22 protein-coding genes and 1 tRNA gene are annotated in these 21,768 nt (G+C 42.4%); 4 read left to right on the plus strand and 19 right to left on the minus strand.

What is annotated here, in order from left to right:
* Positions 1–26: 26 nt before the first annotated feature.
* Positions 27–710 carry a CpsD/CapB family tyrosine-protein kinase gene (locus MKZ05_RS15660; RefSeq protein ID WP_113387387.1) on the minus strand — a complete coding sequence of 228 codons (684 nt, stop codon included), beginning with the start codon at positions 708–710 and terminating at the stop codon, positions 27–29.
* Positions 700–1,431 (minus strand): Wzz/FepE/Etk N-terminal domain-containing protein, encoded by a 732-nt coding sequence (locus MKZ05_RS15665; RefSeq protein ID WP_003213148.1) that lies wholly within the window; start codon positions 1,429–1,431, stop codon positions 700–702. The genes MKZ05_RS15660 and MKZ05_RS15665 overlap by 11 nt, the downstream gene beginning before the upstream one ends.
* A 251-nt stretch (positions 1,432–1,682) precedes the next feature.
* Here MKZ05_RS15665 and MKZ05_RS15670 point away from each other — a divergent pair, with 251 nt between their 5' ends.
* Positions 1,683–2,153 (plus strand): helix-turn-helix domain-containing protein, encoded by a 471-nt coding sequence (locus tag MKZ05_RS15670; RefSeq protein ID WP_050944236.1) that lies wholly within the window; start codon positions 1,683–1,685, stop codon positions 2,151–2,153.
* Positions 2,154–2,241: 88 nt separating this feature from the next.
* On the opposite strand, the gene MKZ05_RS15675 is transcribed toward MKZ05_RS15670, so the two are convergent.
* From MKZ05_RS15675 to MKZ05_RS15690, 4 genes are all read right to left on the minus strand, one after another.
* Positions 2,242–2,466, minus strand: coding sequence for a phage holin (locus MKZ05_RS15675; RefSeq protein WP_003212682.1), 225 nt, complete (start codon positions 2,464–2,466; stop codon positions 2,242–2,244).
* A 138-nt stretch (positions 2,467–2,604) separates the two neighbouring features.
* Positions 2,605–3,510 (minus strand): iron-hydroxamate ABC transporter substrate-binding protein, encoded by a 906-nt coding sequence (locus MKZ05_RS15680; protein WP_170965978.1) that lies wholly within the window; start codon positions 3,508–3,510, stop codon positions 2,605–2,607.
* Between the two features lie 17 nt (positions 3,511–3,527).
* Entirely contained in the window at positions 3,528–4,529 is a 1,002-nt protein-coding gene (locus MKZ05_RS15685; RefSeq protein WP_339160510.1) for an iron ABC transporter permease, read from the minus strand.
* Positions 4,526–5,554, minus strand: coding sequence for an iron ABC transporter permease (locus MKZ05_RS15690; RefSeq protein ID WP_226804123.1), 1,029 nt, complete (start codon positions 5,552–5,554; stop codon positions 4,526–4,528). The genes MKZ05_RS15685 and MKZ05_RS15690 overlap by 4 nt, the downstream gene beginning before the upstream one ends.
* A gap of 321 nt (positions 5,555–5,875) precedes the next feature.
* Between MKZ05_RS15690 and MKZ05_RS15695 the strand changes: the two genes are divergently transcribed.
* Positions 5,876–7,285, plus strand: a complete 1,410-nt coding sequence (locus MKZ05_RS15695; RefSeq protein ID WP_113387391.1) for a polysaccharide deacetylase family protein — start codon at positions 5,876–5,878, stop codon at positions 7,283–7,285.
* Between the two features lie 15 nt (positions 7,286–7,300).
* On the opposite strand, the gene abc-f is transcribed toward MKZ05_RS15695, so the two are convergent.
* From abc-f to MKZ05_RS15745, 10 genes are all read right to left on the minus strand, one after another.
* A complete protein-coding gene (gene abc-f, locus MKZ05_RS15700) occupies positions 7,301–8,860 on the minus strand; it encodes an ABC-F type ribosomal protection protein (protein ID WP_339162431.1) in 1,560 nt (519 codons plus the stop codon).
* Positions 8,861–9,192: 332 nt separating this feature from the next.
* On the minus strand, positions 9,193–9,963 hold the full coding sequence (locus MKZ05_RS15705) for a dipeptide/oligopeptide/nickel ABC transporter ATP-binding protein (RefSeq protein ID WP_310425641.1): 771 nt from the start codon (positions 9,961–9,963) through the stop codon (positions 9,193–9,195).
* Positions 9,957–10,772: an ABC transporter ATP-binding protein gene (locus tag MKZ05_RS15710; RefSeq protein ID WP_310425639.1), complete on the minus strand. Its 816-nt coding sequence runs from the start codon at positions 10,770–10,772 to the stop codon at positions 9,957–9,959. The genes MKZ05_RS15705 and MKZ05_RS15710 overlap by 7 nt, the downstream gene beginning before the upstream one ends.
* A complete protein-coding gene (opp1C, locus tag MKZ05_RS15715) occupies positions 10,735–11,622 on the minus strand; it encodes a nickel/cobalt ABC transporter permease (RefSeq protein ID WP_339160514.1) in 888 nt (295 codons plus the stop codon). Before opp1C ends, MKZ05_RS15710 begins: the two co-directional genes overlap by 38 nt.
* Before the next feature lie 5 nt (positions 11,623–11,627).
* A complete protein-coding gene (gene opp1B, locus MKZ05_RS15720) occupies positions 11,628–12,557 on the minus strand; it encodes a nickel/cobalt ABC transporter permease (RefSeq protein ID WP_339160516.1) in 930 nt (309 codons plus the stop codon).
* 15 nt (positions 12,558–12,572) lie between these two features.
* On the minus strand, positions 12,573–14,204 hold the full coding sequence (gene nikA, locus MKZ05_RS15725) for a nickel ABC transporter substrate-binding protein (protein WP_339160518.1): 1,632 nt from the start codon (positions 14,202–14,204) through the stop codon (positions 12,573–12,575).
* A gap of 123 nt (positions 14,205–14,327) precedes the next feature.
* Positions 14,328–15,497 (minus strand): macrolide family glycosyltransferase, encoded by a 1,170-nt coding sequence (locus MKZ05_RS15730; RefSeq protein ID WP_212045564.1) that lies wholly within the window; start codon positions 15,495–15,497, stop codon positions 14,328–14,330.
* 264 nt (positions 15,498–15,761) lie between these two features.
* Positions 15,762–16,226: a DinB family protein gene (locus MKZ05_RS15735; RefSeq protein WP_050944245.1), complete on the minus strand. Its 465-nt coding sequence runs from the start codon at positions 16,224–16,226 to the stop codon at positions 15,762–15,764.
* 315 nt (positions 16,227–16,541) lie between these two features.
* A tRNA-Arg gene (locus MKZ05_RS15740) sits at positions 16,542–16,617 on the minus strand.
* A 117-nt stretch (positions 16,618–16,734) separates the two neighbouring features.
* The gene (locus MKZ05_RS15745) at positions 16,735–17,040 is read right to left on the minus strand and encodes a TM2 domain-containing protein (RefSeq protein ID WP_050944247.1); all 306 of its coding nucleotides are present in this window, start codon (positions 17,038–17,040) and stop codon (positions 16,735–16,737) included.
* Positions 17,041–17,268: 228 nt separating this feature from the next.
* On the opposite strand from MKZ05_RS15745, the gene clpP reads away from it, so the two are divergent.
* Positions 17,269–17,865 (plus strand): ATP-dependent Clp endopeptidase proteolytic subunit ClpP, encoded by a 597-nt coding sequence (clpP, locus tag MKZ05_RS15750; RefSeq protein WP_024719872.1) that lies wholly within the window; start codon positions 17,269–17,271, stop codon positions 17,863–17,865.
* 64 nt (positions 17,866–17,929) lie between these two features.
* Here the strand turns inward: clpP and MKZ05_RS15755 are convergent, their stop codons facing one another.
* The gene (locus MKZ05_RS15755) at positions 17,930–18,508 is read right to left on the minus strand and encodes a TIGR00730 family Rossman fold protein (protein WP_034620142.1); all 579 of its coding nucleotides are present in this window, start codon (positions 18,506–18,508) and stop codon (positions 17,930–17,932) included.
* Positions 18,509–18,644: 136 nt separating this feature from the next.
* On the opposite strand from MKZ05_RS15755, the gene MKZ05_RS15760 reads away from it, so the two are divergent.
* A complete protein-coding gene (locus tag MKZ05_RS15760; RefSeq protein WP_003213115.1) occupies positions 18,645–18,974 on the plus strand; it encodes a MazG-like family protein in 330 nt (109 codons plus the stop codon).
* A gap of 28 nt (positions 18,975–19,002) precedes the next feature.
* On the opposite strand, the gene MKZ05_RS15765 is transcribed toward MKZ05_RS15760, so the two are convergent.
* Positions 19,003–20,625, minus strand: coding sequence for a SulP family inorganic anion transporter (locus tag MKZ05_RS15765; RefSeq protein ID WP_309215981.1), 1,623 nt, complete (start codon positions 20,623–20,625; stop codon positions 19,003–19,005).
* 37 nt (positions 20,626–20,662) lie between these two features.
* Complete coding sequence (locus MKZ05_RS15770) at positions 20,663–21,244, minus strand: carbonic anhydrase (RefSeq protein WP_003213318.1); 582 nt, start codon at positions 21,242–21,244, stop codon at positions 20,663–20,665.
* Positions 21,245–21,768: the final 524 nt, after the last annotated feature.

Consider the following 21,768-nt stretch of genomic DNA (forward strand, 5'->3'; position numbering starts at 1 on the left):
TTAGGAGACATCACCTATCAATCTTGTTAATACATATACAGCCTTCCCTTTTTCTCTTTCTTGCCATTTAGCATAGCCCCAAGCAGTTTACCTGTTGTCCCGTCTAACACTTCTTTTGATTTCTTGACCGCAGCTATCTTGGTTTTGCCGCTTAAGACAACAAGAATGCTTCCATCTGTCCGGTTCGCCAGGATCTTTGCATCGGCTACTGGCAGAAGCGGCGAAGAATCAACAATCACCATGTCATATTGCTGTTCAATTTCATAAAACAGCTGCTTCATGACAGAAGAGGAGAGCAGCTCAGCTGGATTCGGCGGAATGGTTCCGCTCGGAAGCAGCTCTAAATGTTCAATAGGTGTGGGTAAAATAGCTTCCTCCAAGCTGCAATTATTTAATAGCACATTGGTCAAGCCCGTGTGATGACTCAGGTCAAAATATTCATGAACAGCCGGCTTTCGCAAATCAGCATCCATTAGCAGCACCCGCTTTTTCTGCTGTGCAAAAACAGCTGCTAGATTTGCAGCCGTAAATGATTTCCCTTCCTTCGGCAAGGAGGATGTCACCAATATGGATTTCAGCCTTGTTTGGATTGATGTGAATTCGATGTTCGTTCGGATCGTACGAAATTGTTCTGCTATGACAGAGTGAGGATCTAATACAGAAATACAGGATAAATCTCTCTTTTCTCTTTTCTTTCTCTTAAAGATCAATGTTCTGTCCTCCCGTTATGACGGACTGCTTGTCTTTTTTTGCCCTCCTGTCTGCCTGCATCTGATAGACGCTGCCGAGCGACGGCAATCCGATCTCTTCTCTTATTTGATGTGTTCGTTTTACAGTATCATCGAGTAGGTTCATTAAGAAAATGAGTGTTACCCCCCCTAATAAAGAGGCGCCTAGTGCCAGTACGATATGAACGAATTTTCTTGAATTCATGAGAATCGTATTGGACAGCTTGGCTTCAGACAAAACATTAATGCGATCCATATTCATCGTTTTTTTGATTTCTTCTTGCAGCACCTCTGTTGCAGTATTCGCGATGGCAACTGCCTTTGCGCGATCCTCATCTTGCACAGAAATATTGATGACCTCAGACTCATTTTCTGTACTTGTGGCAATTTTGTGTTTTAATCCTTCAGCTGATTCTGTAAGGTTGAGTGTTTCTTTTACTTTTTCAATGACGATCGGACTTTTTAATAAAACTTGAAAGGTACGTGTATATTGAAGGTTCATCTGAATATCGTTTAAGTTCGCTTGTGCGTCATTGCTGCGTTTATGAACAAGAATTTGAGTGGTTGCCTGATATACAGGAGTCGAGACATAGAACTGATAGTAGGCTGAAATGCCCGTTACGATCAGGACAATCAGGATCAGAAGGGCCATTTTCTCTTTAATGACAGAAAACAGCTGCTTAAAACCTATATTCTCATTCATAGATACCTCCCGATTTCATCATAAAAAGGTTATATATGGTTTCTTTTTGTTAATGATTGGATTATAAAAGATAATACCCGCAAAGAAAAATGTCATAATAGGTCTTATAGTTCTTTTTAAAGAACGAAATCGTTCGTTTTCTTTTGTTTACTTCCTAATTCTTACGTTTTTGAATTTTATAAAGAACAATTTATTTCTTATAATGAACGAAAAGGTCGCAGTACGATTCGCCAGGAAGAAGGGATGATCGAATGATAGGAAAGGTGATACGCATTTACCGAAAAAGGAAGGGATACTCCATTCAGCAGCTGGCTGAAGATGCCCATGTTTCTAAATCGTATTTGAGTAAGATAGAGCGTGGTGTCCACAGAAATCCATCTGTCCAGTTTTTAAAAAAGGTATCCTCTTCGCTAGAGATTGATTTACAAGAGCTATTTGATGCAGAGACGTTGATGTTTCATGAGTCTGAGAGTGGTGAACACGAATGGCGGGAGCATATCGTCAATGCCGTCCAATCCGGCATGCCAAAAGAAGAACTCTATCAGCTGCTCCAAACGTACCGAAAGGAGCAGGAAGAAAAGACGTTACATGTCACTCATAGAAAGTTGACGGATTCGAATATAACAGAGTGGAAGCGTCTGATGAGTGAGGCGAAAGCTATCGGCTTAAGCATTGAGGAAGTAAAAGCATTCCTCGCCAACATGGGAGAACGACGGGCGTAAGCCTTTCAGGAAGAGTCAAATTGCGGGGAGAGGCGTTTGACGCTTCGCTGAAAAAGAGCCTTTTATCATGAAAAGGCTCTTTTTCCTCTTATTCTGCTTTTTTTGTTCGTGCTTTTTTCGTTATATCATTGTTTTTCCAATAGGCCCAGAGAGATGTAATTCCAAGAAAGACTAACGTGATGAATTGCTGAATACCTTCTTCATCAATAGGTATTGGGCTTTTTCCCGCAGCGGTTAGCGCACTGTTGACAAGCGCGAGCAAAAGCAGCACAAGCCTTGCGATTGTACCTGCACTAATTTTTTGAACTTCCAACTGTAACCCCTCCCTTTCTTCCCCTTCACGGGCGGTACGGCTCGTTCTCTCTCATATGTATGCAAAAACCGAAAGAATAGAAGACCGGATCAAAAAAGAGACATCATGCCTATATAAGGAATGATGCCTGATTTCATCTTATTTTGATGTAGAAAACATCTCTTTCGCTTCATCCAATGCCATTTTATTGCCTAGTGCTGAGTAATCGAGCCATGGCTGATCGGCAATCGGATAGACTTGATTGTTCTTCACAGCTTTTAGACCCTTCCAAATCGGCGTCTTTTCTAATTGCTTGAATGCCTGCTGCGCTTTATCGTCACGGTTCACGACGACAAAGATAGCATCTGCATCATAGTCAGGAAGAACCTCTTGAGAAATCACTTCAAATGGCCGTTTGCTGTCCAGTTTCTTCACCCCATCGACAGGTGTGAGGCCTAAATCCTCGTACAAAATTGGACCCATTGGGCGCTTCATGCTAAATACTCGAAGCTCCTTTGCCGTCACACGGATCGCCATTACTTTTCCGTTTCCAATCTTTTGTTTGATGAGCGATTTGACTTCTTTTGCTTCTTGATTGTAATCCTGAATATATTGATCGGCTTCTTTCTCTTTATTGACGAGCTTGCCGATTTTTTTCAAATGATCACGCCAAGTGCCGTTATTTAAATCAAACACTTCCGTTTTGGCGATTTTCTTATATTTCGATAAATCTTGTCCAGCTAGTTCTTCATCGACATAAATAACATCTGGTTTTAATGCAAGCAGCGACTCCATATCAGGATCGGCTGCGATGCCCAGCTTCTTCGTACCACTCAGCTGCTTTTTGGCATGTGGAAGAAAATCTTTTAAATCCCCTCCTACAACAGAGCCTGCTGGCTTGATACCGAGAGCTAATAAGTCATTCGTTAAATGAATAGACAAGGAAGCAATTTTCGGTGTTCCATGATCATTTTGAGTTGTTGTATTCTTTGTTTCCTGTTGACCACAAGCGGCAAGCAAAATAAAACAGAGCGTTAAACCAAGCACAAGTAATTTTTTCATGATGAGTTCCTCTTTCTTGTTTATTTCGTTTTTGTTAATAAATAGAGAAAATAAGGAGCACCGATAAAAGCCACAACGACACCCGCTGGTATGGCATTTGGGGCAAAGATGGAACGTCCAATTGTATCGGCACTGACCAAAATCAACAAGCCAAGCAGCGCACTAACCGGTAAAAAGTATTGATGAAGCGAGCCGACAAGCCGCCTTGCCAAATGCGGGGCGACAAGTCCAATAAAACCAATACCGCCTGTCATTGAAACACTTGCACTCGCCAAACCAACAGCTAAGGTCAGCAAAAGGAGACGCTGACGCTGAACACGTACACCTACACTTGAGGCGACAGCATCTCCTAATGTCAACGCATTGAGCGTGCTTGACTGCATCAGCGTAAGCGGCACAAGGCATACAATCCAAGGCAGAAGCGCTAACACATGAATCCAATCTCTCCCCCAGACATTTCCGACAAGCCATCTTGAAGCAAATGTGTAAGTATCTTCATCTAGCTTCAATGACAAAAATAATGTCAAAGCACTGAATCCCGCTGCAACTGCAATTCCTACTAAAATCAGCCGGATGGGAACGAGCCCTTCCTGCCGGTCATACGCCAAAAGCACAATGACCGCTGCCGCAAGAAGCCCTCCGCCAAATGTAAAGAGCGGAATCAGAAGAGAGGGACTGCCTTCTAGAGCATGGAAATACGTCACAAACACGATTAAGCCAAATGCGGCGCCTGCATTCAGTCCAATAATCCCTGGATCGGCCAGCGGGTTACGAGATAAACTTTGCAAAATGCCTCCCGCCATACCAAGACCAATTCCCGCTAGCATCGTTACCACGATTCGAGGCAGACGATAGTCAAACAGCACCGTTTCACTTTGAAAATCTCCAAAGCCGAATAACGTTTTGACGACTACAAGAGGATTTAGTTTTAGCGTACCGGTATTTAAGCTATACAGCACAACAGCCACACTTAAACAAAGCAAAACGACTGTCACAACAAGAGCCCGCTGTTTCTCTCTCATGACAGGTTCCTCCCTTCTTTTCTGGCAATATACAAGAAGAAAGGAACACCGACAAGTGCCACCATCACGCCAATGGCAAGCTCTCGCGGCGGATTAACGGTGCGGCTGGCAAGGTCAGCAAAGACAAGCAGCACCGCGCCTAATATCGCTGACATCGGAATGACGAAACGATAGTTTACACCAACCAGCTTTCGTGCGATATGCGGGATGACAAGACCGACAAACCCAATGGAGCCGACTGCTGACACAGAAACCCCTGCTAATAATACAGCAGCTACCATTCCTAGTATTCGCACTTGTCGCGTTTTCACCCCTAAATTTGCCGCTACATCTTCACCAAGCGACAGTAGCGACAATGACCGTCCTAATAGCATCGCCCATACGATCACTATGAGAATGACCGGAGCAAGAATTGTCAGCTGCGGCCATTTCACACCAGCCACGCCGCCTGCATACCAAAACGCAAGATCCTGACTTAAGTCAAAATAAATCGCGATTCCAGAGCTAAGTGCATGAAGCAATGCAGCCACAACGGCTCCTGCTACAGTTAAGCGCAGCGGTGTCAAAACGCCGCCTGCCGCACCAATCGCAAAGATCAGCAGCGTACTGAGGACTGCACCAAAAAAGGAAGACAACATAAGTGCCGAATAAGGGATGCCTGGGAAAAAAGCAAAACAAAGAGCGACCACAAACATCGCACCGCCATTGATGCCCAAAATTCCCGCATCGGCCAGCGGGTTTCTTGTAATCCCCTGCATGAGCGCACCCGCTACGGCAAATGCCGCTCCAACAAGAGCTGCTCCTAAAACACGAGGAAGTCTTAACTCATGGATGATCTGCTGCTCTGTGACATCTGACTGATAGTCAAATACAGCTGTCCAAACCGTTTGCAGAGACAATGTTTTGGCACCATATGACACAGCCAAAAACATGGCAGCCGCCAAACCAAGGACGGCGAGAAAAAATATCAAAAAGAACAGAATATATGATGATCGTTTTTGTTGAGGTGTTCGCTTATCCTGCAAAATCGGTGTCATCCTTTTCTTCATTAAAAGTCTGTTTGAAAATGAGAATCATAATCATCAAAATTATATCTGCCTGCCTCTCAAAAATCAATGTACACCTTATTTTTTAATTAATGAAGGTATGCAGGTGACAGTGTCATACAGTGTCTTTGCTCGTTTGAAATGGCCTATCATTTTTTCTCATAGTTTAATAGGAAAATAGTTGACATTCCGCCTGAATATCCTCTAAAATGACAAAAGTAAGTCAAATGTTATAAAAATATTACAAACAGATGTCAAACTGATAAAGAATGACCCGTCTTGAGAGGAGATTTGAACGTTGTGTCATTAAAGGGAAAATGGAGTATCGGCCTATTTGCACTTGCGATCGTCATTGGAGTCGTTGCTTTCTTTCAGAATCAACAAGCAAGTGGGACCGAGAAGAAAAATGTAAAGCAGGATACGAACTATAAAAACGTCGAAATCGTTACTCTCGTAAATGACGGGAAATTTATGAGATATGCAGTCAACTATCCTCTTTTTCATCAAAAAGAGCTAGATGACAAGATTCAAAGCTACGCAAATTCAGCTTTAGAGCATTTCAAAAAGACGTTTAGTGAAGCCAAGGACGTCGATGAAAACAAACGCTTTGAACTGAATATTGATTATGATATGGTGCATTATGCGAAGCAGTCGGCTGCTATTCGCTTTACGACTTATACCTATACAGGTCAGCAAAATGGGACCACCAATCATCTCACAATCAACTATGATTTTCAGAAAAAAACCTTTCTTGACACAAAAGATTTATTTCTACCTAAAACCAACTTTTTAAAGAAATTATCCTACATTACATATTCAGAGCTTCAAAAGGACAAAACCTTATCTAAGGATCAGACGCTCCTTCAGAAAGGAACAGCCCCTACTGCCCAAAACTTCAGTCAATTTGCCTTGAAAGAGAAATATGTAGAATTTTATTTCCCAGCATCTCAAGTAGCCGGCGAGGATCTTGGTCCCCAAACACTTGCGATTAAAAAGACGCTGCTGAAAGATATAATGAAGCCAGAATATATGAATAAAACCAAAAATCAAAATGAAATGAAAGAACCAAATCCGAAAAGAAAAGCCGTCAAGCTGCCGCAAAAATCAAAGCTTGATCCAAATAAAAAAGCCATCGCCCTCACATTTGATGATGGTCCGAACCCAGCGACCACCTCAAAGATTTTAGAAGCACTGAAGGAAAATAAAGGACATGCGACCTTTTTCGTATTAGGCAGCAGGGTGCAGTATTATTCTAGTATGCTTGCCGATATTCTAAAAGGCGGGAATGAAATCGGAAACCATTCTTACAGTCATCCTTTATTAACAAGACTGCCTTTAAAGGAGGCGGTAAAACAAGTGAAGGACACTCAGAAGCTGATTGAGAAAGCGAGCGGGTATACACCTACGCACTTTAGACCGCCATATGGTGGAACAAATCAAGACATCAATCAAGCGGTTGGGATGAAGGTCTCTTTATGGGATGTTGATCCTGAGGATTGGAAAATTCGCAACAGCCAGCAGATCACAAACCACGTTCTTTCACATGCAGCAGATGGCAGAACGGTGTTAATGCACGATATTTATGACAGCTCAGCTCAAGCAGCAGTGAAGATCATTCATGAACTCACCAAACAAGGCTATCAGCTCGTCACCGTCAGTGAGCTTGATCAATTAAAAAAAGAACGACATGAACAATCCCCTGTGCAATAAACACAGGGGATTTCTTTATGACTCCAAAGATTTCTTTTGTTTCAATAATGCTTGAAATGTCTCCTCCAGCTCCTGAGACGGCTCAATACTTAACCGGCTGAGCACTTCAGACAGCTGTAAATCAATTAACAGAAGCTCCTCTTCTCTTTGGGTCACAGCTGGTTTGTCGCCTTTTTGTTTATACGCTTCATATGTTCCACAAAAAGCTTCAATACGCTTTTCATGAACATGGAAAATGCGAGTCGCCACATTCTCAATCAGTCTGCGATCATGGGAAACGAACACAACCGTACCCGGGTAATCCTTCAATAGACCTTCAAGCGCTTCAACTGCCGCCAGATCTAGAAAGTTCGTCGGTTCATCCAGCATGAGAACATTGGCATCGCTGACAAGCAAGGACGCCAGCATGGTCTTCACCCTTTCTCCTCCGCTTAACACCCCGACAGGTTTATACACGTCATCCCCTCGAAACCCAAGTCTCGCTAAAACCGTTCGTACCACTGTCTCATCTTGAACTGCCTCTTTCAGCGCATTTTGTAAAATCGATTCATCTACCTTTAATCCTGAAAGATCTTGACGAAAATAGCCGAGCTTGACAGCTTCTGAGCGAGAAACTCCGGGATGTCCATTTACCAGCATTCGGAGAAATGTCGTTTTCCCGCTCCCATTCTTGCCAATGATGGCGACCTTGTCCCCGCCTCTCACTTCCACATTCGCCTGCTTCCAAAGCAATTGATCGCCCGCCTTGCCATCTACATTTTTCACTCGCAAAATGGTACGGCTCGCTACTTCCTTCATTGTGTGCTGCGTCATTTGAATGGGCTGAATGTCTTTTACTTTCTCAACCTTTTCTAATTTCTCCATCCTTGTTTCAATCGATTTGGCTGTTTTTTGCAACTTTTTTTGCTTATTTGCATAGTAGGGCTTTGCAATTTTTGGCCCTGAGGATTTCAGCTTTTGGGATGGCTTTGTCGCTTTGTCGGCTTTTTTCTTTTTCTTTTCTAGCGCATGCTCTAACTGTTTTTTCTTTTGAGTATAAGCTTCGTACGCTTCCACCTGCTGACGATGCGCCAGCTCTTTTTGCTGTGCAAATTGCGTGTAGTTGCCTTTGTATTGATTGAGCTGTCCATGATCCAGCTCCCAAATCTCCGTACATACCGCATCTAAAAAAGCACGATCATGTGAAACGACAATGAGGGCTCCTTGATAATTGTTCAGCTTCTCTTCCAGCCACTCAATGTGCTCTGTATCTAAATGAGTCGTTGGTTCATCTGCTAATAAAAGGGCAGAAGGACGGTTTAACGCGCTTTCAATATAAGTCTGGGTCATCTCACCACCACTCCGTGTGCCATCCGCTTGTTTTAGCTGAGGAAGCAGTGTGCAGGTCGTTGTGGCGGCAAACGTGCCACTGTCTGGTGTCTCTTGCCCCGCGAGCACATGCAATAACGTCGTTTTCCCGCTTCCATTTGCCCCGACAAGTCCAATGCGGTCACTTTGATGGATGGCAAGCTCCTCGATATCAAATAACAATCGATCTTTTCGAAACACCTTTAACTGATTGGCTTTTACTAACATCCAACCCTCTCCTTTCGTATCAGGAGACATGAAAAAGCCTCCCATTCTCAGAATAGGAGGCAAAATGGTGTACAAAAATAAGCGGATCAATTCCAGATGACGTGCCGTTCCTATCTGAACACACACATCCCCCGTATCAATCTTCTCATTCTTTGATTCCCAAGCTGTACCATCCTATTCCGAAGCTAAAAAATGAAAACGCAGCAAACATGGCAAACCAATCGTTTGCTCACTGCCTTCGTTTTTTCATTTTGCTTACAGGTCATAGGATTAGTACTTCATTGCATTGGGTCACCCTTCCGTCGTTTGTTACGTTTACAATAAAAGATTGGTTATTTTTTGTCAAGCTGAAATGGCATAAGTGAATCCATTAATTTCAGCGTAAATGGATGGACCGCATCAAGCAGTTCATCCTTTTTGCATTCTTCCACTATGCTTCCTTCATGTAAAAAAAGGAGACGATCACATAGATACACTGCCGCTTCTATATCATGAGTAATCATAAGGATGGTCATGTCTAGCTCTTGTTTTAATGTCTCGAGCAGCTCCAATATTTGCACCTGAACAGAGACATCTAGTGAGCTCAGGACTTCGTCTAGTATGAGAATGGATGGGTGCGTTGATATGGCTCGTGCGATACACACTCGCTGGAGCTGACCGCCGCTTAGCTGATGAGCATACTGATTTAGTAAAGAAGAGGGTAGTCTGACTTGTTCAAGCAACGATAAAATCTTCTGATCCACATTTTTTTCCTGCTTTAACAATCGCATAGGCTCCGCAACGATCTCTTTCACCGTAAAGGAAGGGTGAACTGAAGATCGATAATCCTGAAAGACCACACTCATTTTTCCACGGTTCATTTTCCGCCATATGTCAGCTGACTTCCCATCAATCTGCACCTTGCCGCTATTTATTTTTTCTAAACCAAGCAGGATTCGTGCCAATGTACTTTTACCACTGCCGCTTTCACCAACTAACCCAGCACATTGTCCCTTATCGATTTCAAACGAGACGTTTGAAATGCGTGGTTTTGACCGCATCTGCCGAGAAAAGAAACCTTTCTTCTCTCCATGTTTGATGAGGCTATCAGCTGTGATCAACATGGAAATGCCCTCACTCTCTGCTGCCGCAGCGTTTCTAGGGGCGCAGATAATCGGCGCCTCGTCTCAAGTAAATGCTTCGTTTGTGGATGCTCAGTTGCTGTGAATATCTTATCAGCTGGGCGATGTTCAAGCATCTCCCCTTGATGCATCACCAACACCTCGTCAGCGATCGCCTGAACAACGCCTAAATCATGCGAAATGATGATCAAAGCGGCACTTGTTTCTTCTTTTAGGCTCTGTAATTGAATGATGACTTCACGCCGATTATACGCATCAAGCGACGCAGTTGGTTCATCGGCAATGATCACATCAGGAGAAAGCATCATCGTGATCGCAATCATCACTCGCTGAAGCATACCGCCAGATAATTCATGAGGATATTGCTTCAACAATTCATTTGGATTTTTCAAATGAACACGCTCCAGTCCAGCGATGGCATGTGCTTTCCCCTCATTTCCACGTAAGCCCAAATGCCGCTGGAACGTTTCCATCATTTGATGACCAATGGTTTCGATAGGATTGAACGCATTCATCGCATCCTGTGAGATGAAGCCAATCCGCTTGCCTCTCCACTGCTCAGCTGTCTGAGTTGTCAATAACTCGCCATCCAACATGATCGCTCCCTCCACTTCTAACGAAGGTGGAATCAAGCCAATTAACGCTTTTGCGACGGTTGATTTTCCGCTTCCACTTTCTCCAATTATGGCTAAACAGCGTTGCTGCTGTAGGGAGAATGTCATGTTCGCCACGATACTCTTTTGCTGGACTGGATCATGTACGGACAGGTTTTTTACGTCGATGAAAGGCAAATGGTCTCGCTCCCTTCTTATTGTGATAATACATCGCAGGGGTCGTAGCCTGCTGCAGGCTGTCTCCTAAAAAGTTCAGCGCCATGACCACAAATAAAATGGCGAGCCCAGGCGCAAGCATATGGGCTGGATGGGTCACCATGACATTTTTCGCTTCGTTGAGCATCATCCCCCATTCCGGGGTAGGTGCGCTCACACCTAATCCCAGAAAAGACAGGGCCGATATATTTAAAATGACCCAACCCGCATCAAGTGTCGCAAAAACAGCTATTTCTCCTGAAATGCGAGGAAATAAATGCTTTCTCAGGATGTAAAATGGGGAGCCGCCAGATACTTTTACAAACTGAACAGATGGTTCATTCGCATATTGCAGAACAGATGAACGAATCATCCTTGTATACCAGGCCCATTTCGCTAGGACATTTGCCAAAATAATATTGAACAGTCCAGGCCCCAGTATCCCGACAACCGCTAGAATCATCACTTCTGCTGGGAAGGAGAGCATGACATCACACGCCCTCATCAACAAGCCGTCCACCTTTCCTCGGAAAAAGCCCGCCATGAGTCCAAGTGAGGTGCCAATGAGCATCGTCAGACACATCGTCAGCATGGCCGCAAGCATTGTGGTCCGAATCCCATATAAAAGCCGTGATAATACGCATCTTCCGAGCTGATCCGTTCCGAGCGGATAAGTCAGGCTGATGCCGGCATATTTTTGAAGAATGTTTATTTCTGTTGGATCATGTGGTGCTAATACTGGTGCAAACAGTCCTGCTAAAACGACAAGTACTAACAGCCAGATAGAAAGAACCGCCATGCGGTCTTTTTTTAATTGACTCCACCCTATCATCGTTCTCAGGCCTCCTTTCGCAGCTGCGGATTCATGGTCATTTGCACAACATCAGCCATGAGGTTACACACAACAAAAAGGAACCCCATCACAAATAAATAGGCTTGAATAATAGGGAAATCGGCATGGAAAATAGCTGTTACACACAACCGGCCAACCCCTGGCCAAGCAAAAAGATTTTCAATAATAACCGTGCCAGCAATGAGTTTCGGGATAGACATACCAAGTGCTGTCACCGCTAATTGAAGCGCATGTCTCATCACTTTCAATTGAACAGCCCGTTCCTTTAATCCGCGAGCTCTTGCATAAAAAACAAATGGCTCATGCTGAAATTTCAGAATTTGATTGCGAATGAGTCTCACATAGGTCGATAAGTAGCCCAGCGATAGTGTGACAGCTGGGAGAATAATTGATTTGAACCCTTCCATTCCACTCGTATTGACCCAATTGAATTTGACAGAAAAAAGCCAAATAAACAAAATCCCTAACCAAAAACTAGGCATTGAAGCAGCGATAAATACAAAAGCGCGCAGTACTCGATCCACCCATGTATGCGCAGCATATGCACAGATCACTCCGAGTAACAAACTCAATACAATGATGATAAAGAGCGCTGCTCCTGCAAGCTGCAATGTGGCAGGCAGCGCCTCCATGATAAGATCAAAAACTGGCTCCTGTGTAACATAACTCCTGCCAAAATCCCCTGTTAGTCCATCTTTGAGCCATGTGACATATCGTATAAGAAATGGCTGATCTAAGCCTAGCTCCTGCCGCATCGATTCAATCATGTCTTCTGTTGGCGTCACTTGATTCACCCGCAAAGCAACCTCAGCTGGATCACTTGCCCGCATCGTCAGCAGGACAAAGGCAAAGAAAGTAATGAACATCATGAGCGGAAAAAGCAGCAATATTCGTTTTAAGAGATAGCGTGTCATGTCTCCGTCCCCTCTTTATGACGAAAAATACATACGGTCAAAGGGAATTTCATACTGTGACACATGAAAACCAATACCTTTCAGGCGCTTATTATAGACGGCCTTTGTCACAGAATAAGAGATTGGGATATAGATATTTTCATCATGAATATACGTCAAGATGTCTCGATACATTTGTTTCCGCTTTTGCTCATCTCGTTCTACCAATACTTTCGTAATCGTCTCGTCCAGCCACTTTTTCTTCTTCAACCCTAGTTGAGCTTGATAATCAGCATGTGATGCTACGCGGAACGAAGAAACATAGGTTTGTGGATCATAAGGAAGTCCCCACGATAGCGAGTACATCAGGTCGAATTTCCCTGTTTTCTGGCGGTCTAAAAATGCCTGTTTTTCTTCTCCTCTAATATCCAGTTTGATCCCAACTTGCTTGAAATCTTGTTGGATCGATTCACTTATCGTTCTTTCGCCTGCATTATCGGAATTATAGTAAATGGCGACACTCAGCCTTTTGCCATTTTGATAGCGGTAGCCGTCTTTTTTCAGCTTCCAGCCTGCCTCATCCAGTAATGCCTCTGCTTTCTCTTTTTGATAGGTTTTCTTTTTCAGCGGGATATCTGCGTAAGGGACTGACGGGGCAAGCAGCGTATGTGCCACCTGTTCCGTTCCATTTAAAATGCCTTTTGTGATCATCTCTTTTTGAATGGCATATTGAAACGCTTCTCTGACTTTCGGATCTTTTGTCATTGGCTGATTTGAATTGATGACGATTGACCTCGAACCAACAGGTGGACTCACGGTCACACCGTATTGACCTGCTTCCTTTAAAGCCTGGAATGAGTCTCCGTCAATCATGTCACCATCTGCACCGAATAAGAGATCAATTTCTCCTTTTTGCAGGGCAAGTAAAATCGTTTGGTGATCCGGCATGACTTTCCACTTCACTGTTGAGATTTTTGGCTTTTCCCCCCAGTAGTGGTCATTCACTTCAAAAACGGCATATTGATTTTTTTTATGTTCCTTTAGCACGTAAGGACCTGTGCCTGCATAGCTTTGAACTCCTTTGGCAGTCGTTCCATCAATGAAGCTTTTTGGAGAAATAAAACGGAAGGGACGTGTTAAGCCCAGTTCTTCTAACGTAGGGTAATATGGCTCTTTTAACGTAAGAACAAATATATCGTCATCCACCGCCTTTGTGGATTTGATTTCGGATACAAGATTCAGCCAAGCATTCTTTTCAATGTTTTTAACGACGGCGTCCATATTCATTTTCACTGCTTTTGCATTAAAAGGCTCACCGTCTGAAAAAGTTACGTCTTTTCGAAGGTGAAAGGTATAGGTTCTCCCATCCTTTGAAATGTCCCAGCTTTTCGCTAAGGCAGGCTGAACGCCCTTCTCAGTATTGACAACAAGCGATTCAAACACCATATTTTGAGCGGCCATTTCTCCAGCATATAAATGGGGATTGATATCCCTTATATCTTTTGTACTTGCATACACTAGCTCATCTTCTTCTCTGTCATTCATACCGGAAGACGCTTTGTTATCAGAGCATGATGCCAATAAAAAACAAGCCATGACTGAAAACAGCATCAAGGTGTATGTCACATAGGATTGCTTTTTCTTTATGTAAACAGGCTGATCACTCATATGTACTTCCCCCAAATCTTATATTATCGTAATCATTACGATTATTAATCGAAATGATTACGAAATGAATAATAGCATACAGGAATGGGGAATACAATCCCTTTTTTTCATCAAAAAACAGACTCATGATTGAGTCTGTTTCGTCTGCATCCATTGATCAATCGTCCGCAATGCTTTATCTGTTCCACCTGCTGTTTGGAAGCTTTCTTCAATTTTTTCGATTCCAGCACGGTACGTGTTACTTCCCAGAACAGATTCCACGGTTTCTCTTAGCTGCTTTGCTGTCAGCTGTTCTTTATCAAGTGCACGGGCAGCAGATAGCTCGGTCAGTCTTTGTGCGACCATCGGCTGATCTTTGTCGACAGGAATGACAACCATCGGAACGTGATAATGAATGCCTTCATTGACACTGTTCATTCCGCCATGCGTCACAAACACATCTGTCAGCTCAAGCACTTCAAGCTGCGGCACATAAGGCTCGATCAGAAAATGAGAAGGTGCTTCTTTCAAAAGAGACCGATCCACTTTTTCACCTGTTGCGAGCACCACTTTTCCATCAAAGTCGGCAAAGGCATCTATACACATATTAAAAAATGCCTCTGTATCCCCAAGAACGGTGCCCATCGAAATAAAGACGACTTTATCTTGCTCAAGTGCTTCCAGCGGGAAATCATGCTGATCTGCCCTTTTTAGAAAGCTCGGTCCAATGAAAACAAATGAATCGTTCACTGCATCGACAGACGGCTGAAAATACTCACTTGTATACACGATATTCAGTTCTCCGCGATTTTTCATGAATTGCATCAAACGTGTTGGCTGAACGCCAAAACGCTCTTGTATGCTTTCTAACAGATGATCGGCTTTCTCATCTTTTCTGTATAGCGGTGTATCAAAATGCGCCTCTTGCAGCACAAAGGATGGGTTTGAACCGATCCCTGGAATTTGTAAATAATCTCGAACAAGCTCCCCTGCCCCAAACATATCAAAATAGACAAAATCAAATGAATGCTGCTGAGAAAGTGTTTCCACCACCTCTAAAATATCAAATGATGTTTGCAGCATGGCATGAAAGAATGGCTGCATGGAATCGAGATTTCCTTCATCCACGTGTAATGTCCGAATATAGTCTGGATGTTTATGTACGTGAGCGCCTAAGCGTTTGATTCGTTCCTCATAATGTACAGTTGTGACCGCATGCACTTCATCTCCACGATCCGCCCAAGCTTTGATGATCCCTAACATAGGATTCACATGCCCTTCAGCGGGAAATGTAATCAATAAAATCTTCGCCACAAGAAATCCCTCCTCATTGTCAATTCTCTTCCATGTTAATCATATACAGCCAGCAGGCTCAACAAATACGCCTGTAAAGGGAAGAAATGAGTCTTATGTCTAGTATTTTAAGAGATGACTAGAAGAAAAAAGACAAAGCCCCAAGTTAAGTGCTTTGTCCCTTTTCTATTATTTTTTGAGCAGCATTTGTTTAAACGCAGCAGACTGTTTTTCAATTGAGATCGGATCTGCATAGATAAATTCATTGATTGAAGTTGAAGAACATTATTCAAACATTAAAATTTTGAGGTCTTTATTGTAACAGTGAACAAGCATAGCATGTAATTGTCCCCTATGATGATATACATGTGCTAATATTTCTAACAACCATTCATACCTTGTATATGTCACACCCCAATATGAAGTGGTACGAGACAGTAGTTCTGTGTCCGATAATTTCATATAATTATTTTTTAATGAATGAAAATTAGTCATTAAGCCATTTTCTATCGACTTTAAAGTTCTATATGATACATTAGCATAAAACTTTTCCATCTCTTCTTGGGTAGCCTCATTAGCAATACGCCAGTCCGCTTCACAAATGATCGCAATGTGTTCCAGCAACTCTCCGATAGACTGCTTATGAGGTGTTGGTTTTTTTTGTAAATCATCTTCTTCTAATTGACTTACTATTTCTATTAATGTTTTAACAGCTACTTCAATTTGATGTAAAACACTTTCACAATTCATGAGTGCCTCCTTATTAAAGGATTCTGCCCTTTTAGTTGAACAAGCTTTGAGAATATTGTTGATTCAATGATTTTAGACTCCAATTATAGATTAACTTTACTTAATCACTATCATAAAAAAAATTTGTCTTTTTAACAATTTTACTCCGTGCTTTTTGGTACAAAATGAACTACTTCACTTAAACGATGATAAATAGTGAAGTTCCTCTCAATTTACTCACACAATACCACTCATAAAAAAACAAAAAACCCTTTATTTCAAAGGGTTTTCAGCTTTTTCATAAATGATAAATCGAATCCTATCGGATACTATAGACGCGCTCGGAGGGATTCGAACCCCCGGCAGACGTGGTACCGGAAACCACCGCTCTATCCAACTGAGCTACGAGCGCACGATATGTTTTTGAACGTCAGCATATCAAATTATAAGGGAAATGCTGCAAGAAAGCAATGATATTCTGATGACTTCAAAGAAGAAGCCTGCACCGAAAAGATGCAGACATGTCGACTTATGCACTTTTAACAGATGCAATAATTTTTCGTTCCATGTTTTCATTTACTTCATCCACTGTTTTGACAAGACAAATGATCCCATCAATAAATGGCCAAATGAACAATGTCAACCATCCTAGTAGAAGCATGGTCACTGCATAGCCTTTCTTTTCATCAAGATAAAAACGATGAACGGCAATAGCTCCAAGGAACCACCACAAAATAAATACAACTAATTTCGACTTTTTTTTGGCTTGAAGTTCAGTTGATACAACAATACGCTGCTGATCAGTCAAACTACTTTTCTCCAAAAGATTATCCACTATTCTTCCTTCTTTCTGACTATATATAATAATAACATAGGTAATATTACCTCATAACAGAAAGTTTTACCATATTTTTTTAAAACTTTTCCATGGTTTAAGAAAAATAAATTTTGGGAAAAATAACATGTGGCTGTCGAATTTTTTGATTGCGTTTTGTTTGACCTTTATTGACCAAAAATGTATCATTGAATTACATACTTACCTAAAAGGTGAAGGAGGAACATTATGAATTTAATACCTACAGTCATTGAACAAACAAATCGTGGGGAAAGAGCTTACGACATTTATTCTCGTCTTTTAAAAGACCGTATTATCATGCTTGGTTCTGCGATCGATGACAATGTTGCCAACTCCATCGTGTCACAGCTGCTTTTCTTAGAAGCTGAAGATCCAGAAAAAGATATTTCTATCTACATTAACAGCCCTGGCGGTTCAATCACAGCTGGTATGGCCATTTACGATACGATGCAATTTATTAAACCAAAGGTATCAACCATTTGTATTGGTATGGCTGCATCTATGGGTGCGTTCCTGCTTGCTGCTGGTGAAAAAGGTAAGCGTTATGCTCTTCCAAACAGTGAAGTCATGATTCACCAACCACTAGGTGGTGCCCAAGGTCAAGCAACAGAAATTGAAATTGCGGCAAAACGAATCCTTTCTTTACGCGATAAACTGAACCAAGTACTTGCTGAACGTACTGGTCAGCCAATCGAAGTCATTGAGCGCGATACAGATCGTGACAACTTCAAAACAGCAGAAGAAGCACTTCAATACGGACTCATTGACAAAGTCTTGACCCGTAATTCAGAAGAACAAAAATAATATGACAAAACAAACCGTCTGCTCCTTGAACAGACGGTTTTTTGTGGTTGAAATACGCTTTACTTTAAGACAGCTCCGTCCATTTCTGCTGAAGAGATGGTGTTTGATAAGAAGCCATCTGCGTGATTAATTCCTCCGGTTCGCTGGAGGCATGTAACAATTGGAGGTGTGATTCATTCGAGAAACCTTCCTGTACACTAAACTTCACCATGTCAATGAGCGGATTGAAATAGTCATTCACTTGATACAAGCCGATTGGCTTTTGGTGAATGCCGATTTGTGCCCAGCATAGCACCTCAAATAATTCTTCATATGTACCAAAGCCGCCTGGCATCGCAATAAATCCATCAGCCAGCTCACTCATTTTCGCTTTTCGTTCATGCATTCCTGTTACCTCGATTAATTCTGTCAGCTCTTGATGTACAACTTCTCCTCTAAAAAGCCCCTTAGGCATAACTCCAATGACTTGCCCGCCATGTCTTAAGACCTCATCTGCAATGGCACCCATCAATCCAATTCGTGAACCGCCGTATACAAGACGGATGTCATGCTCTGCCATATAAGTCCCCAGCTCTACAGCCTTTTCTTTGTAGACGTCCTTCACGCCTGGATTCGAACCAGCAAACACACAAATCGTTTTCATCAAAACAGCTCCATCTCTCTCTATGATTTCTTCACCCACTCATTCTACTATAATTGTTTTTAAAAAAACAGCCGCTTCATCTATATATAGTGTAAAATCAAAAGGTACACACCATATAAGGAGCTGTATAAAGAGAATGCAAACAAATGAGATGGAGAAATGGATCAAGGATTTTTACAAAAAGAGAAATTGGACAGAATACGGACCGTTTATCCGGTTAGGGTTCCTGATGGAAGAAACAGGAGAACTCGCTCGCGCTGTTAGAGCCATCGAGATCGGACGTGACCGGCCTGACGAGCAAAAACAAAAATCATCTGAGTTGAAGAAAGAACTCGTTGAAGAAATGGGAGATGTGTTAGCGAATCTACTTATTTTAGCCGATCTCTATGATGTCACAGTAGAAGAGATTTTCTCCTCTCATCAACAGAAACTCACAAAGCGTTTTTCAGAACTGAAAAGCACGTGACCACATCGTCACGTGCTTTTTTCCACCTTTATAGCTGTTGTGGTGAGATATCATCTGTTCGTTCAAAGAAATGCTGTTTTCCAATATGATGGAAAAGACCTGTTCTGCGCAAAAGCTCTTTCGGCTGTGATTGAAGTCCGACAATCATCAGCTTACCATTATGATGCTTTAACCGATTGGAGATATTCATCAGCACCGCTTCTGCTGATGTGTCCATATAATTGACTTTATTCATGAGCAGAATGAGGGTTTTCGGCTTTGTCTGAACATGGTCAAGAATCGAATTTTCGAGTGAATCTGTTGTTCCGAAAAACAGCGGCCCTTCAATGGCGTACATACTGATGCCTTGCTGGTCTGTCTGTTTTTCTAAAGCAGCTGCTGTTTCCATCTGGGGAACCGCAACGTTTGGATGAATGCTGGTCGTCTGGCTCATTTTTTTGATGAAAGCGATAAAGGCTAAAATGAGACCTGCGGTGACGCCAATAATCAAATCACCGATGACCGTCAGCAGGAAGGTCACAACAAGTACAAGGGAATCCGCATTTTTCACTTTTACAATATTGATAAACTCTTTTTTCTCACTCATATTCCAAGCCACAAACATTAAAATCGGTGCCATCGCAGCAAGTGGAATCATCGACGCATATGGCGCAAAGAGCATTAAGATGAGCAGCACGACGACGCCATGCACAACACCTGAAATCGGGCTTGCTCCGCCATTTTTGATGTTTGTTGCCGTACGGGCAATCGCCCCAGTCGCCGGAATTCCTCCGAACAGCGGTGCCGCCATATTGGCGATCCCTTGTCCGACAAGCTCCTTGTTGCTATCATGCTTAGAGCCTTTCATATTATCAGCAACCATTGCGGACAAGATCGATTCTACTCCGCCTAAAAGCGCAATGACAATCGCTGGAGGGAGGAGGTAGATCATTTTTTCAATCGTTAATTCAGGAAAAGCAAAGCTTGGCAGCTGACGAGGAATTTCCCCATATGCCGAGCCGATCGTTTCAACTTGTCCTTGGAAAAAGAGAACAGCTAGAAACGTTGAAGCCAATAGACCTAATAGAGCACCAGGTATTTTGGGAATGTATTTTTGTGCCACCAAAATCACAATAAGCCCAATAACAGCTGTGATGATGGCAAGACTGTTTGCGGTACCGAGATGGACCACAATTTCTCTCATATTGAGGAAAAAGCTTTCATGCTTTTCAACACCCTTTAATCCGAGGAAATTGGCAATCTGTCCTGAAAAAATAATGACAGCAATGCCAGCAGTAAAGCCGATGATAACCGGACGAGGAATAAATTTCATGAGCTTCCCTAGTTTGAATATCCCGAATAATACAAGCATACACCCTGCCATAAAACCGGCAATGAGTAAGTTTTCGATACCGTATTGGCTGACGATACCAAATAAAATCGGAACAAACGCCCCAGTCGGCCCGCCGATCTGATACTTTGAACCACCAAACAATGAAATCAAAATGCCGGCAACGATGACTGTGTATAATCCATATTCTGGTCCGACACCAGATGCAATGGCAAAAGCCATGCCTAAAGGAATTGCCACAACGCCCACGACAAGCCCAGCGATTAAATCACGTCTAAATTTTGATGAATTATATCCTTCAAATCTTCCATAAAAACGCATGGTATGTGTTGGCCTCCTTCAAGTATGTGTAGATGATTTAGGTATACTGCGCATCAATCTGATTATCTTTCACAACGACATCCAGCTTTCCCGTTGCTGGATGAATGACAAGTCCATGAACAGCCACATCACTTGGCATCAATGGATGCTCTTTAACCAATTTCACACTTTGGGACACGCTCTCTTCAACCGAATCAAAGCCTGTCAGCCATCCCTTTAAATCAACTCCTGAGTTTTTCACAATGCTCAAACATTTCTCTTCAATGCCACGCGCTTTCGCCTTTTCAAGTAAAGGATCTGCCGCAAGACCTGCCATTCCGCATTCATGATGTCCTACAATGCATACCTCTTCTGCCTTTAGCTCATAGATTGCTAGCAGAATACTCCGCATCACACTGCCAAAAGGATGTGTTACGATGGCGCCCGCATTTTTAATGATCTTCGCATCACCGTTGCGCAGCCCCATGGATTGCGGCAATAATTCCAAAAGACGTGTATCCATACAAGTTAATATGACGAGTTTCTTTTCAGGAAATTTCCCCGCTTTGTAAGGCTCATAATGTCTCTCTTGTACGAACTTTGAATTGTGCTGAAGAATCTGTTCTAATTTTGATCCCATCCTGCCATCTCCCATCTTTTTATAAGTCACGTAAGCTCCTGCCTGTCCTCCTTTTCTTTCGTGTGTTCTCAAGCATAAAGATGAAAAATGATAGAAAAAAAAGAAAAAAATGAGAAAACGATGAGAAGAAATGTGATCATTTTCTCTCATTTACGCTTCATCGCAAGGGGGACGCGGTCTTCCTTTCAATCTATCGTTCTCTACTCGCCAAAAGACGATGAAATGGTTTAGTAGAAAACGACCTTCCCGTTTAATATGTTTCAAATATAATCATTTTTCTATCAAAAAATCTCGATCTATTTTCCAGTTTGTCAGATAATCTCTCAGAAAAACCGGCTTTTTCATATGTCACAACTCCTATTAGCTGATTTTCATCTAAGTAAAAAATGCATCAGATGGCATATGAATACCCTTTTTCACTAAGAAAATGTCTCTCTTTTCCGTTATTTTAGTATATTAAATATTGAGCAGATAACCTTCAAACGTGTTCAGCCGAAATGGTTGCTTTATAATAAAAGGAGCAA

The organism is Bacillus sp. FSL M8-0277 (assembly GCF_037975305.1).
Lineage (GTDB): Bacteria > Bacillota > Bacilli > Bacillales > Bacillaceae > Bacillus > Bacillus pumilus.